Source organism: Armatimonadota bacterium (assembly GCA_028871815.1).
In the GTDB taxonomy this organism is placed as follows: Bacteria; Armatimonadota; Chthonomonadetes; order Chthonomonadales; family Chthonomonadaceae; genus REEB205.
Genome location: JAGWMJ010000014.1, coordinates 20014 through 35780, shown reverse-complemented (window position 1 = coordinate 35780; position 15767 = coordinate 20014). Strand labels below are relative to the sequence as shown.

Annotated in this window: 11 protein-coding genes; 7 read left to right on the top strand and 4 right to left on the bottom strand. The window is 61.0% G+C overall.

Annotation, left to right across the window (positions count from 1 at the left end):
• Positions 1 to 3 precede the first annotated feature (3 nt).
• The 3 genes from KGJ62_14440 to KGJ62_14430 all read right to left on the bottom strand — a co-directional run bounded on the left by KGJ62_14440 (position 4) and on the right by KGJ62_14430 (position 4451).
• Positions 4 to 1305 carry a UDP-glucose/GDP-mannose dehydrogenase family protein gene (locus tag KGJ62_14440; protein ID MDE2127777.1) on the bottom strand — a complete coding sequence of 434 codons (1302 nt, stop codon included), beginning with the start codon at positions 1303 to 1305 and terminating at the stop codon, positions 4 to 6.
• A 144-nt stretch (positions 1306 to 1449) separates the two neighbouring features.
• Complete coding sequence (locus tag KGJ62_14435; protein ID MDE2127776.1) at positions 1450 to 2730, bottom strand: nucleotide sugar dehydrogenase; 1281 nt, start codon at positions 2728 to 2730, stop codon at positions 1450 to 1452.
• 290 nt (positions 2731 to 3020) lie between these two features.
• On the bottom strand, positions 3021 to 4451 hold the full coding sequence (locus KGJ62_14430) for a MiaB/RimO family radical SAM methylthiotransferase (GenBank protein MDE2127775.1): 1431 nt from the start codon (positions 4449 to 4451) through the stop codon (positions 3021 to 3023).
• A gap of 70 nt (positions 4452 to 4521) precedes the next feature.
• Here KGJ62_14430 and KGJ62_14425 point away from each other — a divergent pair, with 70 nt between their 5' ends.
• Both KGJ62_14425 and KGJ62_14420 read left to right on the top strand, forming a co-directional pair.
• Entirely contained in the window at positions 4522 to 5427 is a 906-nt protein-coding gene (locus KGJ62_14425; GenBank protein ID MDE2127774.1) for a carbohydrate kinase, read from the top strand.
• Positions 5428 to 5660: 233 nt separating this feature from the next.
• The gene (locus KGJ62_14420; protein MDE2127773.1) at positions 5661 to 7820 is read left to right on the top strand and encodes a type IIA DNA topoisomerase subunit B; all 2160 of its coding nucleotides are present in this window, start codon (positions 5661 to 5663) and stop codon (positions 7818 to 7820) included.
• A 9-nt stretch (positions 7821 to 7829) separates the two neighbouring features.
• Here KGJ62_14420 and KGJ62_14415 read toward each other — a convergent pair whose 3' ends face one another.
• Positions 7830 to 9008, bottom strand: coding sequence for an acyl-CoA/acyl-ACP dehydrogenase (locus KGJ62_14415; GenBank protein ID MDE2127772.1), 1179 nt, complete (start codon positions 9006 to 9008; stop codon positions 7830 to 7832).
• Between the two features lie 143 nt (positions 9009 to 9151).
• Between KGJ62_14415 and KGJ62_14410 the strand changes: the two genes are divergently transcribed.
• The 5 genes from KGJ62_14410 to KGJ62_14390 all read left to right on the top strand — a co-directional run bounded on the left by KGJ62_14410 (position 9152) and on the right by KGJ62_14390 (position 15752).
• Positions 9152 to 10303, top strand: coding sequence for a cysteine desulfurase (locus tag KGJ62_14410; protein MDE2127771.1), 1152 nt, complete (start codon positions 9152 to 9154; stop codon positions 10301 to 10303).
• A 66-nt stretch (positions 10304 to 10369) separates the two neighbouring features.
• On the top strand, positions 10370 to 11659 hold the full coding sequence (locus tag KGJ62_14405) for a sugar ABC transporter substrate-binding protein (GenBank protein ID MDE2127770.1): 1290 nt from the start codon (positions 10370 to 10372) through the stop codon (positions 11657 to 11659).
• Complete coding sequence (locus KGJ62_14400; protein ID MDE2127769.1) at positions 11656 to 12594, top strand: sugar ABC transporter permease; 939 nt, start codon at positions 11656 to 11658, stop codon at positions 12592 to 12594. The genes KGJ62_14405 and KGJ62_14400 overlap by 4 nt, the downstream gene beginning before the upstream one ends.
• A gap of 27 nt (positions 12595 to 12621) precedes the next feature.
• Positions 12622 to 13458, top strand: coding sequence for a carbohydrate ABC transporter permease (locus KGJ62_14395; GenBank protein ID MDE2127768.1), 837 nt, complete (start codon positions 12622 to 12624; stop codon positions 13456 to 13458).
• 5 nt (positions 13459 to 13463) lie between these two features.
• Positions 13464 to 15752, top strand: a complete 2289-nt coding sequence (locus KGJ62_14390; protein ID MDE2127767.1) for a right-handed parallel beta-helix repeat-containing protein — start codon at positions 13464 to 13466, stop codon at positions 15750 to 15752.
• Positions 15753 to 15767 lie beyond the last annotated feature (15 nt).

The window sequence follows — 15767 nt, the reverse complement described above, 5'->3', positions numbered from 1 at the left end:
CAGTTACGTGGCGCCACGCCCGATGCCGATGTGTTCCAGGCCGTGCTCGCTGAGCACGCCTGGATCGTAGAGGTTGCGAGCGTCGCATATCAGTGGACGCCGCATCAGGCCGCGGAGACGATCGAGATCCAGCTCCTTGAACTCGTTCCACTCGGTTACAACCACCAGTGCGTCGGCATTCTCGGCTGCGGCGTAGGCGCTCTCCACACACTCCAAATCGGGCGCAAGTAACCGCGCATTCGCTTCTGCTACCGGGTCGTAAGCGCACACGGAGCCACCGTGGCCGCGCAGAGCCCGTATCAGTTCCAAAGCTTTCGCCTCGCGCATGTCGTCGGTATTCGGCTTGAATGCCAGGCCGAGGATACCGAAGCGCTTGCCACAGATACAGCCGCCGAACGCCTCGACGATCCGCTTCACGAATAGTATGGGTTGCGCGTCATTGATCGCCACCACGCTGCGCAATAGATCAAAGTCGTAGCCGTATTTGCGGGCGGTGGCTATCAGAGCCAACGTGTCCTTTGGGAAGCAGGAACCACCGTAACCGATGCCTGCATTCAGAAACGCTGGCCCAATGCGGGCGTCGGCGCCAACTCCCTTCACCACCTCGAGAACGTCCGCGCCTGTGAGGTCACAGAGCGTTGCGATCGCGTTGGCAAAGCTGATCTTGGTGGCAAGGAAGGCGTTGGATGCGTATTTGATCATCTCCGCCGAGGCGACGTCGGTGATCAGCACCGGTCGATTCAGTGGCGCGTAGATCGCCTTGAGTTTTGCCGCCGCCGCCGCATCCGTGGTGCCGATAACAATTCGATCCGGCTCCAGCGTGTCTTTAATTGCGCTGCCTTCGCGGAGAAACTCCGGATTGCTGACAACCTGGAACTCAACCGGCGCAGTCTGATTCTTGCGAATGATCTCCGCAACAAGGTTGCCGGTACCAACCGGAACGGTAGATTTGTTTACAATCACCGTTGGCTTCCGCATCGCGTGGCCGACTTCGGCGGCCACGGCTTCAATAAAACTCATGTCGGGATTGCCGCCCGAACCGGGTGGGGTACCGACGCAGATGAACAGCACATCGGCAAATCGAGTGGCCTCGCACACGTTGGAACCGAACCGCAGGCGTCCGTTCGCGGCGTTGCGCCGCACGATCTCTTCCAACCCAGGCTCATAGATCGGCATAATGCCGGCCTTCAATGCGCGGATTTTTGCCTCGTCGCGGTCAACGCACAGGACCTCATTGCCCAAATCGCTCAATACAACACCGGTAACCAGGCCAACGTATCCAGCCCCAACGACCGAAATCTTCATGGAATCTCCAAACGCCCCGGAGGCGCCCGCATGCGCGGCAGCGGATTAGGCGTGCCGGGGCCCAGGCAGGCGGAGGGCGTACGCGTTAACAGTGAAACGCGCGGTGGCTCGCGTGCAACTCCGAGCCGCCGCCTAGATCACAAGCTACAGGCACCAGTAGGCAAACGGCGCCGGCACGTCGGCGGGCTGGAATGCCGATTTGATGTCCATAAAAACGGCGCCAGGCTTCAAACGGTCCAGCAGCCGGTTCGGCCCGCCGGAGGTGTACTCCTCGTGCTTTACCGCAAGAATGGCTGCATCCAGGTCGCGCATCTGCTCCCAGGGCGCAAGGCGGATGTTGTACTCCTCTTGCGCCTCATGAGGATCGGCAACGGGGTCGTGCACCAGAACCTGGATGCCGAAGTCGCTCAACTCTTTGACGATATCCGGCACACGGCTGTTGCGAAGATCCGGCACGTTCTCCTTGAACGTGAGGCCAAATACGCCAACCCGGGCCCGCGCTACGCCAATTTCACTCTTGACCAGCAGTTTCACGAGGCGCTGGGCCACCCACGCGCCCATGCCATCGTTGATGCGCCGTCCCGCAAGGATCACCTGTGGGTGGTAGCCCAACTGCTCGGCTTTGGTGGTCAGGTAATAGGGATCAACGCCGATACAGTGGCCGCCGACCAGCCCGGGCGCGAACGGGAGAAAGTTCCACTTGGTGCCGGCGGCGTCCAGCACATCGCGCGTTCGGATGCCTAACCGATCAAAGATCAGGGCCAGCTCATTCATCAGCGCGATGTTCAGGTCGCGCTGCGTGTTTTCGATCACCTTGGCGGCCTCGGCCACGCGAATGCTTGGCGCGCGATGAACGCCCGCGGTGATGATTCGCTCATAAACCGCAGCCACACGGTCCAACGTTCCGCTGTCTTCGCCAGACACCACCTTGACGATGCGATCCAGCGTATGCTCCTTGTCACCGGGATTGATGCGCTCTGGCGAGTATCCCAGCGTGAAGTCAACTCCACGTACAAGCCCGGAAGTGCGTTCCAGGATGGGTCCGCACACCTCCTCCGTGAGTCCGGGATAGACCGTCGATTCGTAGACCACCACGCTCCCACTTTTGAGCTGCCGCCCAATGGTCTCGGTCGCGGCGATAATCGGCCTCAAATCCGGGCGGTTGTTCTGGTCAATCGGCGTGGGTACGGCAACAATGAACATCGTCCGGTCCGTCAGATCGGCCGCGTTGTTCGTCATCCTCAACCGGGTTCCGCTCAGCGTCTCACGACTCACCTCGCCGGTGTTGTCGGTGCCCGCTTGAAGATCGGCCACCTTCTGCTGATTCACGTCGAAGCCGACCGTATCGTTGAATTCGGCGGCTAACGCGAGGGCTACCGGCAGCCCTACGTAGCCAAGACCAATAATCGCAATTCTCTCTTGCATAGCGTTATACTCTCAAACCGCTTGCGTCTTGCGCAAACATGGTGATAACTGTGACAGACCGGTGGCAATGCGAGCCGACACAACTGCCGGAGCGGCTATCGCACGAAATCCGGGTCCATGCGCCGCAGCGGGCCGTTTGCCGCACTCGTCAGTGATCGGTGCTCATGAAAGACAACCACACTGCCTGTTTGCCTGCGTGGGCCAATGTGCCGCGATTGTACCGAACAAATCTATTCGGATAGCCGCGGCAGATTATACCACAGCCCGTCCGCTTGGGACCAAGTGGAGGGTTATGCAGGCATTCCGCCGCGCATGGTTGGCGCGGGCAGTGGCCACGATCCACCCGGATAATCGAGTCCGGAATCGGGCTCGCCCCAGGCGGTGTCGCCTTCGGCGTCCAGCAGGTGAACAGGCACGATCGAGCCGGCCATTCCCACTCCGCCGGCAAAGCGCACCCGGATATAGTTCGCGGTATAGCCCATCATCATCCGGCTGCCGGTTGGCGGTCCAGCATCGGTTACACGCTCGTTGCCGTCGTTGCCGCTTGAGCCGCGATCCATATCCTCTTCGGCCGTCGATTCGCGCCCCTCGGCAAGCACCGGCAGCGTTCGTCCGCAGTACCGCCGCACAAACGCCGCCTGTTCACCGGCACATACGGCGGCAAGCCGCCTGCTCCGATCCTCCTTCTCAGCGTCGGTTACCTGGCCAGCCATGTCGGCTGCCGGCGTACCGGGCCGGGGAGAGTATCGAAACAGATGCGCTCTGGCAAATCCAACATCGCGCACCATCTGGGCTGTGGCTTCAAACGCCGCTTCATCCTCGCCGGGAAACCCGACCATAATGTCGCTGGTGATCGCCAGATCCGCAATCATCTTTTGTGCAGTGCGGCAGCGCTCCAGATAGAACGGTGCGTCATAGGGCCGGTTCATGCGGCTCAGCGTGCCCGTGTCGCCGCTCTGTAATGGCATATGCAGATGGTTACATATCTGTGGCGTCTCGGCGAACGCCGTCAATAACTCCTCAGTAACCTGTGTCGGCTCTATCGACGAGAGCCGAACGCGCTCAATGCCCGGCACGGCAGCCAGTCTCTGCAGCAGGCCGGCCAGCGCGATCGCGCGGCCATCCTCCTCCCCTACCCAGGCGCCAACCAGTACGCCCGTGACCACGATCTCGCGATAGCCCTGCGCAGCACGCGTTGCGGCCTCGGCCACCAGCTCACCAAGTGGACGTGACTCCATGCTCCGGCGGGTGTACGGTATGGAACAGAACGAGCAGAAGATGTTGCAGCCATCCTGCACTTTTAGCGTGGCGCGAGTGCGTCTGGCGGGACGGTCGGCCGGAGGGCTGGTCGCGGCCTCGCCAAGCCGCCGCTGCAGGTCTGGCCGAGCGTTCAACACGCACTCCAGCGTCTCCATCTTCCTGTTGTTCGGTACAATGAGGTCTGCGTGCTCCACCGTTTCGCCGCGGATCCCCGCCATCTCTCCGGCGCAGCCGGTCATCACCACCAGCGCCCCTGGGCCGGTTCTGGTGGCCCGCCGGATCATACCGCGCGACTTCCGCTCCGCAGCCACAGTTACGGAGCAGCTGTTGAGCACGTAGACGTCGGCCGGCTCGTTCCAGGGCGCAATGGCGAACCCGCGTTCTTCAAAGCGATCCAGAATCCGTTGTGTCTCGTACTGGTTGACCTTGCAGCCCAATGTGGCAAATGCGGCTCGAACCACAGCAGCAGGCTCCTTTTGACCGGCTGAATTCTACCTGCATGCAGGCCGATGCAAGATTGAGAGGCTTGGCGTGGCGCAGATGAAATTGATCCTGGCATTTGGCGAAGCCCTATGGGATGAGTTACCCGACCGCCGCGAGTTGGGTGGGGCGCCGCTAAACTACACACTGAGGGCGGCAGGGTTTGGCGCCGATGCACGCCTCGTGACGCGGCTCGGCTGTGATGCGGGCGGCGATGAGGCACACGCGAAGCTTATAGAACTCGGCCTGAATACCAGCCTCATCCAGCGCGATCGGGAGCACCCGACCGGTCGTGTTACGATCAAGCTTGAGCATGGCATTCCGGCGTATACCATCCACGAAGATGTCGCGTGGGACTTTATTGAGCCGGCGCCGGACCTGATGGGGGTGGCGGAGAGCGCGGATTGCATTAGTTTTGGCTCCGTTGCCGTACGGTCGACGCGGTCGCGAGCGACTTTGTCGGCGCTTCTGGAGCGCGCTCCCAACGCGGTGCGGATGTGCGATCTCAACCTGCGCAACGGGTGCTGGACGCCAATGCGCGTGGCCACGCTACTGCGCCACACGCAGATACTCAAGGTGAGCCTCGATGAGCTGCCGATTGCCGCGGCAGCCATGAATGTGCCGGTATCGACTATGGAAGAGACCGGCTCGGCGCTGCTCCATCGGCTTAGCCTGCGAGCACTCGCCGTTACGCTTGGCGCTGATGGCTGCCTGGGTCTTGATGACACCGGCGCAGTTGTCCGGCTGCCGGGACACCGCATCACCGTAGCCGATACGGTTGGCGCCGGAGATGCGTTTGCAGCGGTGTTTACCACGTCGCTGCTGCGCGGTAGAAGGCTAGCTGATGCCTGTGCCCTGGCAAATGCCGCCGGCAGCCTGGCGGTTGGGCAGCATGGGGCAACCGGGCCAATATCTGCGGCGCAGATTGAGGCCGCTGCGCGCGGTCATGGCGCTTGATATTATCGCCAACGTAGCGAGCGCCACATGCCGGGACACCGCGCCGTGCAGCGGCGTGCCCGTGGTGGTGTGAAAGATCGTGAATCTGCCCTGACTACGTGGGAATGAATTCACTTCTGTCTACCCATTTTGTGCTAGAATAGTAGGGTGTTGGCGCCGACTTGCGGCGCCTTTATGTGGCACAAATTGTTGAAGCGATTGCGCCGCCCGCTTGCCGAACTGCGACCGAACCTATGTCATCCAACGAGACCAACAACAACGCACCGGACCCGGAGCAGGCTGCAGCCGCAAACGCCACGAACGTGGATATTGAATCCGCCGGGCATGTCAAGAGCGCCTACGGCGGCGAGCAGATACAGGTCCTTGAAGGTCTGGAGGCGGTGCGGCGGCGACCCTCGATGTACATCGGCGGTACCGACACCAAAGGTCTGCACCACCTCTTTGTTGAGGTAACCGACAACTCGATAGATGAAGCGATGGCCGGCGCCTGCGACGCAATCGACGTCGTCCTTTACGCCGACGGCAGCGTATCCGTGCGTGATAACGGCCGTGGCTTTCCCGTGGATATGCAGCCTCAGTACAACATGCCGGGTGTGGAAGTTGCGCTCACAAAACTGCACGCCGGCGGCAAATTCGACAGCGGCGCCTACAAGCTCTCCGGAGGTCTCCACGGCGTAGGCGTTTCATGCGTCAACGCCACGTCGGATTCCCTTGAAGTGATCGTTTGGCGCGACAGCAAGAAATACAATATCAAGTTTGAGCGCGGCGAAACCGTGCAGAAACTCCAGATCCTCGGCAAGGCCCGACCGGCGGAACACGGGACGATGGTGCGGTGGCATGCCGATCCACAGATATTCGGTGACCTGCAGTATGATGGCGAGACCATCGAACGTCGACTGCGGGAACTGGCGTATCTGAACAAAACGATCACCCTCAGCTTCACCAATGAGCGCGACCTGCCGGAGCCGGAAGTTGGCAGTGACGGCGCGCTCATCGATGTGGTAGCGCCGGTTAAGAAGGTGTTTCACTTCAGCAAGGGCCTGGCCGACTACGTCTCCCACCTGAATGAGACCAAAGATGTGCTGCACAAGCCGATATACTTCGGCGCCGTACGCGACGACGTCATCATTGAGATAGCCATTCAGTACAACATGGGCTATCAAGAGACCCTCCTGCCCTTCGCCAACAACATCTACACCCACGATGGCGGGACCCACCTCTCGGGTTTCAAGACGGCGTTGACCCGTGTGATGAACGCTTACGCACGCAAAGTGGGCGTAATCAAGGAGAAGGACTCCAACTTCTCCGGCGACGATGTGCGAGAAGGATTGACGGCAGTTATTTCGGTAAAGCTGCCGAATCCACAGTTTGAGTCGCAAACGAAGGTCAAGCTGGTCAATGCGGATGTGGATGGAATTGTGAACTCCGTGGTCGGTGAAAAAATCGCGGAGTTCTTCGAGGAGAACCCGGCGATAGCGAAGCGAATCGCAGAAAAGGCGATTACGGCGCAGCGCGCGCGGGATGCGGCGCGAAAGGCAGCCGACCTCGTAAAGCGGCAGGGCGTTCTCGACTCGCACTCGCTACCGGGCAAGCTCGCCGATTGTACAGAACGCAATCCGGCTCTCTGCGAGCTGTTCATTGTGGAGGGCGACTCCGCAGGCGGATCCGCCAAGCAGGGCCGCGACCGCAGAACGCAGGCGATCCTGCCCCTCCGCGGCAAAATCCTGAATGCCGGCAAAACCCGTGTTGACAAAGTCCTGGAGAACCAGGAAATCCGGAACATGATCACCGCATTCGGCACCGGAATCGCCTATGGCGCAGAGGACGATGCGGACGATGCCGAAACCGTTCCTATGGATGACGAGATCATCGAACCAGCCTCGCCCGTCAAGAACGGCGGTGCGAAGGCGCCGGCTTACGACCTCTCAAAGTTGCGGTACCACAAAATCATTATCATGACCGATGCCGACGTGGATGGTGACCACATCCGCACGCTGCTGCTCACATTCTTCTGGCACTACATGCGACCGCTCATTGAAAATGGACATGTGTATGTAGCGCAGCCACCACTGTTCCGCGTCCGTGTGGGCCGAAATGAGCAGCACTACGCGCAGACCGAGGTGCAGCGCGACGCACTACTCGAGCAGTTGAAGGGCAAGAGAGACGTGGTGGTGACGCGATTTAAGGGCCTGGGTGAAATGGATGCGGGCGATCTGGCGGAGACGACCATGGAGCCCGATAAACGGCAACTGGCCCGCGTTCACATCGACGGCGAGAGCGTCACGACTGCCATGGAGATGTTTGATATCTTTATGAGTGACAAAGTCGAACCACGGCGCGACTTCATCGTGGCACACGCCCGTGAGGTTACCGAAGTGGATTGGCACGGCTAGCCGCGCGCATCAGGTGGAAGTCAGCCGGCGCAGAGTAGCCTGCATCACGTCGTTGGTTTGGGCCTGCACTGTGTAGAACATCGCCTCGCGATATAGCCGCTGGGCCGGATGAGCCAGGGTATTCGCGGACCCACTGCTCACCGTTACGGCCGCGTGGGCGGCGCGAACCGACAGCGCGATGACTTTCGCACGAAGCTCTACAGCAGCTGTAAACCAGGCATCAGTATCCTCGGCGGAGGCTGAGCCGGCCTCAACGGCAGCATCCAGCTCGCGCCACTCCTGAAGCAGCGCTTCGGCCGCAACGCTGCCGGCCACAACACTGCGTTTTTCGGCGGTTTGCGCCGTTAGCTGGATGGCACGCCACGAGCAGCCCAACGGAAAGGCGGTGGCGCCCAACACGCCCATCTTGTCGTTGCGGCGCATTGCCTCGCGATCGCTCCAGGCCAAAAGGTGAGCATCAGGAACAAACCAGTGGTGAAAGTGGAGTACGACCGTGGCAGAGGCCCGCATCGCGCACAAACGAATCGGTGGGCCGGCATCCAGCGTACCCTCATGCCGGCGGTCTGACCGGCACCCGGGAAGGAGCGCTTCAAGCTTGTGTGGCTCTACCGGAATCCAGAAGTAGGCGATCCGACCATCGGCAGTTGCCGCGCCGAGTACCAGCATGGCGATCATGCCCCAACCGGTAACCCATGGCGCCACGCCATCGATGAGCCAGCCGCCCGGCACGGCCGTCGCGGTTATGGCCGGCGGTCCGGGCCGGCGCAGATGCGCGAACGAGACGCCGCTGATCAGTCGACCAGCCGCCATCTCCGGCAGCAGCGCGTCCGCCAGTGCCGGGTTTGGGCCGTTGGCGATAAACCGGCATGGGCCGTGGTGCTGAGCCTGGGTGAAGGCTGTGACCCCGCACCACGAAGCCAGCGTCTGAGTGCACAGGTGCTGAGTCCGGCCGGCTGCGTCGGCACCGCCGTAGCGCACGGGAACGGCCAACCCCAACAGCTTGTGCGCGGCAAGGGCGGCGAAGTTCGCCCTGTTTGGACCATCCATCTGATCGGTGGCTTCCGCGCACGGACCTAGAACTGTGGAACCAACGTGTTCGGCGGCCTCCACCATTTGGCGTGCATCCGGCTGCGGGGTTGCGGAGTCGCCGGTGGGGAAGCCGATTTCGTCGGTGCGTTCGGTCGTCATAATTGCGGCGGCGCGCAATGCACCGATGCGGCCATTGTACCTCCGCCGTCTGTTGGGTTCATGAGCGTGGCGCTCAGGCGCCAATGAGTCGCACGCGGGTACAATCTCCGTGCAGGATGCCCCGATACGGCGGAGATCGCCCGTTGAGCCGTTCCCCCATCTATCTCGATAATCATGCGACCACGCCGGTAGATGCCCGTGTGCTCGAGGCCATGCTGCCCTGGTTTACCGAGCACTTTGGCAATGCTGCCAGTAAGACGCACTCTTTTGGGCTGCGGGCGTCGGTTGCCGTGAGTCAGGCGCGGCGGCAGATTGCCCAACTTCTGGGCGCCGCGGACCCCTCCGAAATCATCTTCACATCGGGCGCAACGGAATCCGATAATCTGGCGATCAAGGGCGCGGTTCGGGCCATGCGCCCCGGTCGCGATCACGTGGTCACCGTGGCCACGGAGCATCGTGCCGTACTCGACAGCTGCGCAACGCTGCAGCGTGAGGGCAGCGAACTGACCGTCCTCAAGCCGCGTCCGGACGGCATTCTGTCGCTCGATGATCTGGAGGCCACTCTAACGCCCACCACGGCATTGGTGTCGGTAATGCACGCCAATAACGAGATCGGTGTCATCCAGCCGATTGCCGCAATCGGGCAGTTATGCCGCCGGCGCGGTGTTTTGTTTCATACCGATGCTGCCCAGAGCGCCGGCAAACTGCCCTTGAACGTGCAGGAGGATTGCGTGGATTTCTGCGCATTCACCGCGCACAAGATATATGGCCCGAAGGGCGTCGCGGCGCTCTATGTGCGCGCGGATTGCGGTGTTCGACCGGCGCCGCAGATGGATGGTGGCGGCCATGAGGATGGATACCGTTCCGGAACGTTGAATGTGCCCGGGATTGTAGGTCTTGCCGCCGCGCTCAAGCTGGCGTGTGACGAGCGGGAAACCGAAGCGGTACGGCTTACTGCGCTTCGCAACCGCTTGTGGCACGGCCTGCTGGAGGTTTGTCCGCAGGCCGTGCTGAACGGAGACCTCGACCGGCGCCTGCCCGGCAACCTCAACATCATTGTGCCTGAGGCCGCTTCCTCAAGACTCGGTCCGTTCAACACGCGCGTCGCTGTTTCTGGAGGATCCGCGTGCAGCAGCGGCAAAAAGGGAAGCTCGCATGTTCTTAAGGCAATTGGAGTCTCCGATGAAGCCGGCGTCGGCGCGATTCGGTTCGGTCTCGGCCGCTTTACCACCGCTGATGACGTGGAGTATGCGGTCGCCGAGTTTGCGGCCGCACTGCGCCAAAGCGGTAACTGATGCCGGCCCTCGAGCGTCTCGCTGTGGTCTTAGGCCGCTTCATCCTGTGATATGAGCCCGCTCCGTTTGCGGACACCCTCCAGGTCCACCCTCGCCGCGCTTGCCTGCACGCTGCTCGTCGGGTTGGCGGTTGGCTGCGGAAACGCCCGCCATGCCGCCGGCGTGACCATCCATGTTTCAGACTGGGGTGGTGCGAGCGCCGACCCCAATATGGCCCGGTTTCAGCGCACGATCATGGATCACTGGCGCCACCTTCACCCGGATATCCACATACGTTGGGAGCACATTCCGGGCAGCACGGAGTACGTCTCGAAAATGCTCACCGCATTTGTGGCGGGAACCGAGCCGGACGTGATGTCGTTGGATGCATCCTCTGCCGCGGTCTTCATCGACAATGGCTGCCTGAAGGACCTGGCCCCGCTGGCGCGCCGCGATCATGTGGACCTTGGCGCCTACTGGCCGAACGTTCTGGCGATGGAGGCGCGCGGCCGCCGGCTCTACGCGCTGCCCGGCGACTTCACGCCGATGGTGATGTTCTACAACAAGAAGCTCTTCCAGCGGGCGCACCTGCCGTATCCGCAGGATGACTGGACATGGGCGGACTTCCTGAACGATTGCCGCGCGCTAACGGTGTGGCCGCGTGGTGCGCTGCATCCGACGCAATATGGGTTTCTTGCGCAGAACTGGATGCCGGCCTGGATCCCGTTCATCTGGCAAAATGGCGGCGACGTGCTCTCACCCAATGGCAAGCGGGCCGAAGGCTACATAGATTCGCCAGCAACTATCGCTGCAGTGACATTCTATGCCGGACTGGTACAACAGCATCTTGCGCCGTCACTATCCCAGACGCAGGCGCAAGGGGCGGATCCATTTGAAAACGGGCTGTGCGCAATGGAGATCACAGGTCATTGGTCGCTCGTCGGGATCAAGGCAAGCGATACGATCAACCTGTCCGACGTCGGTGTGGTGGCGCTGCCCCAAAACGTACGGCGCGTTACGGTGATTTATGAGTCTGGCTTCGCCGTAACCGCCCATACGCGGCATCCCGAGGCGGCCTGGCTGTTTGCGCAGTACATGTCGTCACCGTATGTGCAAATCAAGAAGGCGGCGCTTGGCATCGGTATTAGCGGAAACCGCGCGGTTGCCATGGCCAGGGCGAGTTCCAATCCGCTTGAGCCGGCGTTTCTGCGCGCCGTGCCTGCCGGTATCGCGCCGTGGGGCGCACGCGTGGAAGACTACGCCCAGGTTGAGGATATTGGCACCGAGATGATGCAGGATGTACTCATTGGCGGCATGTCACCCGCGGTGGCGCTGCGTCAGGCTGCGGCCCGTATCGACCCGGAGCTGAACTCATGACAGTGCCGGCGCTAGCCGCAAGCCGTGCCTCGTCAGCGCGTTCGCGCCGGCTCAAGGCCGACTTGTGCGCGTGGACCTTCATCTTCCCATCCTTCCTTCATCTCGCCATCTTCACGCTCTTTCCAATCGGATTTGCGTTCTACTTGAGCCTTCACAAGTGGGACGTCCTCAAGAAGGCTCACCCGTTTATCGGGCTTCAGAACTACCAGAATCTGGTGCACGACACGCTCTTCTGGAATGCGCTGTTCAATTCGGCGTACTATGCTGTCGCCAGCGTGCCTCTCGGCATGCTGGCCGCGCTCATCATCGCCATTCTGGTGAACCAGAAGCTCCCGTTCGTGAATCTGTTCCGCACACTCTACTATCTTCCGGCCGTCTCGTCCGCCGTAGCTGTCTCCATGGTGTGGACCTTCATCTACCTGCCGGAGTCGGGGCTGCTGGATTGGGTGCTGGGGGCATGCGGTCTGCGGCACGCTTCGCAGACCGACTGGCTCAACAGCCCTGGACTGGCAATGCCGGCTCTGATTGTCATGAGCGTGTGGCTGGGCCTTGGACCAAGAATGGTTCTCTATCTTGCCGGCTTGAGCGCGATTCCCTCCAGCCTCTATGAGGTGGCGGCTGTCGATGGCGGCGGGAGATGGGCATGTTTTCGGCACATCACCTGGCCACTGCTGCTTCCGACCAGTTTCTTCATCCTCGTTACCTCCTCCATCAGCGCCTTTCAGGTATTCACGCCGGTGTACATGATGACGCAGGGAGGACCGATGCGCAGAACCGATGTAGTTGGCTACCACATCTACAATGAAGCGTGGAGGCAGTTCCACATGGGTATGGCCAGCGCGCAAAGCTACGTCTTGTTTCTGGTCATTCTGCTGGTTACCGTGGTCCAGTTTCGCATTGTCCAGCGGCGGATGGCAGGGTACAGCCTTGCATAGCCGGTACATGGCCAAGAGCGTTATGGTATGAGACGCGTGTCGCCTGCGAGCGCAATTGGCAGTTACGTGCTGATGGTCGTGGCGGCAGCAGCAGCCATGACTCCCTTCGTTTGGATGGTACTGGTATCCCTTCATCCTAGTCACGGTGCGCTGCCGGATCCGGCCCACCTGCTGCCAAAGCATTTGCAATTTGCGAATTACTCGCAGGTTTTGCATATGGATGCCACGCCATTCCTGCGGTTCCTGATGAATACGCTGATCGTCGCCGTCAGCGTCGTTTGTGGGCAGTTGCTGATTTGTGCACCGGCAGCCTTTGCCTTTGCGAGATTAAGCTTCCGTGGCCGCGACTGGCTCTTCTACCTCTTTGTGGCCAGCATGATGATCCCGGGTCAGGTCACGATGATTCCTGCTTTCCTCGTCGTGCGGTCATTCGGATGGCTCAATACCTACTGGGCGCTGATCGTGCCGGCAATATCCAGCGCGTTTGGCATATTCCTGCTTCGGCAGTTCTTTCTCACACTGCCGCGCGAACTGGATGAGGCTGCGTGTCTCGACGGCTGTTCGCCATGGGCCACTTTCTGGCGCATCGCAGCGCCCCTCTCCAGTCCGGCGCTCGCGACGCTATCGGTATTCGCATTTATTGCGACATGGACCGATTTCTTCTGGCCACTACTGGTTACCAGCACAACCGGCATGCGAACGCTTGAAGTAGGTCTTTCGCTGTTCAAGGATGCCTTCGGTTCTACCAACTGGCCGCTTCAGATGGCAGCAGCCGTACTGGTGCTGTTACCGGTGCTGCTGGTGTTTCTTGCGGCACAACGCTTCTTTGTGCGCGGCATCGCGCTCACGGGTCTGAAAGGATAACCATCGTGTACCCACTGCTTCGCAGTACCAATCTCAGTTTGCTCGCGGCGACGGGGATACTGGCCTCGGCGCACGTGCTGAACGCACAGGCGACCGGCGCAAAGCGACTGACCGATGGCGTCAAAATCACGTCGACGTCCCGCATCGCTCCGGGAGACTACCGGCTTCACGACCCGGGAAGCGGAGCGGTACAGATCTCCGGCAGCAACATCACTGTCGACTTCCGCGGCGCGGTGATTCGCGGCGATGGCAAAGGCATCGGCATTCATGTGCACGATGCTCGCAACGTTCAAATCCTGAACGCCACCGTTACCGGGTGCCAATTCGGAATCGTGCTGGATCGCTGCGTCGCCGTGCGCGTCGTGCACTGTCACACATCGCGGAACGGCAATCTGCCAGCCGGCACCGTTATCGACGAGAGCGGCAATCAACCAGAAGATAACCATGGGGCCGGCTTGCAGCTGCGCGACTCCACCGGCTGCATCGTGGATGCGTGCACCTCGCAGCATCAGTGGGACGGAGTCGACGTGGTGCGGTGCATGCACAATACGATTCAGAACAGCCACTTCTCGTTCAACGGCAACTGGGGCGTTCACTTTTGGGATTCGTCTGAGAATACCTTTCAGCATAACTCGGCCATCTGGTGCACAACCGGAGCCGGTGAGTTGTTTCAGGCGCTTACCGGTTGGCAAACCTATGACGCACAGGGCGTCGGCATCGATCACAACAGCTGCCGGAACCGTATTCTGGATAATGACTTGCGATTCGGCGGAGATGGCATTTTTGTGCGGGCCAACGAAGGGCCGATCACGCCGGGCACCGTCGTGCCGCCGAAGGATGGATCGCACGGCAATATCCTCATCGGCAACGACTGCTCGTACAGCCCAAATAATGCGATCGAGGTCGACCTGGTAGACGATACGGTAATTCGTGATAACAACTGCTCCAACTCAAACTACGGCATGTGGCTGGGCTACTCACGCCATTGCGATGTGGCCGGGAATCTCTGCATCAACGACTCCACCCACGCTGTTGAGATTGAGGATGGCCAGTTCGATCACTTTTCGCACAATATCTTCGGTTGGGATGCCCCGCGCCCGACCTCATCACTCATCTATCTAAGGCAGAACGGACGCGATCCCACGCCGTCGCGAGGGTATGTGCTGACGGGTAACACGTTCTATGGAGCAGGGATTCCGGTACAGCTGCACAACACGCAGGCCTCCGCCACCGGTAATACTGCAATCGGCGCAGACGCAGCTCCCGCCGCGATTCTCGTCGCAGACGCAGGATCCACGCCGGCCGAGTCCGGCTCGCGATTATCGGCTGCAGCAGCAGCAACGTCGGCAGCCACACAGGTTAAGGCGCCTGCCAGATTGGTTCCTGGCTGGAACGTACTCCGTGGAGCCAGCGCCCGGGATACATTCGCCGAGGTAGCCGGAGTGCCGGTGATGCTGCATAGCCTTCCCGGGAAATCGGCGCAGCGTGGTTTTCTGCTTCCGCGCGGGTTTTGGTATCAGCCAGTACCGTCACGGGCAGTCGTGCGCGTCTTCTCCTCGACGGGCTTCGTTTCGGCCGGAGAGCCGGAGGTCCGGTGGCCGGCAGCTCGCTTGCGGGTTACAGCACTGGCGCCGAATCCCGCGGCGCTGGGTGAGCGGCTCACCGTGCAGTTCAGCGGCGCGCGCGCTGGAATACCCGTGGAGGCATGGCTCAACGGCAAACCCACTCCGGTACTTCATCAAGGTCCGCACAGCCTGCAGTTGGGCCAACCTGCGGGGCTGTTGATATCATCGCGCTACAACCTTATTCTCGGACAGCGCGGAGCGCCGTCCAGCGCACCGGTGCCGCTTACGGTTACGGTGGCCCCGGCGCAGTCGCCGCACCTGCTGACGGCAACGTTTTCACCCACCAGCCTGCACGCCGGCGACCTGCTCAAGGTAACCTTTACCGTGCGGAACAATCTGCCGGGACCCGCCAGCCTGATTACGCAGCCGACAGCCGGTTTTACCTACACCGAGAAACAGGCCTATTGGGACATCGGTGCGGCGGAGGTGAACGGAGCGCTGGACCTTCGGGTTACCTCCGACCATCCCGGCGCAAACGACCCGGGTTCATGGCCCTGGATGTTCGGATTCAGCAGGCCGACCTTGGGACCTGGTGAGGTCACTACCGTTACCGGCTTTATTCGCGTGGAGACGCCCGGAGATCACATCTTCCGGGTTGGACTGGTAGCTGGCGGCGCACGATTTATCGATGACAACGCATTTCAAACGCACATACAGGTTCTGCCATAGAGTGGTAGGCTTTCC

Excerpts from the sequence above, each read along its gene's own strand:
- KGJ62_14395 (MDE2127768.1), top strand. The coding sequence starts at position 12,622 with ATGAGACGCGTGTCGCCTGCGAGCGCAATTGGCAGTTACGTGCTGATG.
- KGJ62_14440 (MDE2127777.1), bottom strand. The coding sequence starts at position 1,305 with ATGAAGATTTCGGTCGTTGGGGCTGGATACGTTGGCCTGGTTACCGGT.
- KGJ62_14420 (MDE2127773.1), top strand. The coding sequence starts at position 5,661 with ATGTCATCCAACGAGACCAACAACAACGCACCGGACCCGGAGCAGGCT.
- KGJ62_14400 (MDE2127769.1), top strand. The coding sequence starts at position 11,656 with ATGACAGTGCCGGCGCTAGCCGCAAGCCGTGCCTCGTCAGCGCGTTCG.
- KGJ62_14435 (MDE2127776.1), bottom strand. The coding sequence starts at position 2,730 with ATGCAAGAGAGAATTGCGATTATTGGTCTTGGCTACGTAGGGCTGCCG.
- KGJ62_14415 (MDE2127772.1), bottom strand. The coding sequence starts at position 9,008 with ATGACGACCGAACGCACCGACGAAATCGGCTTCCCCACCGGCGACTCC.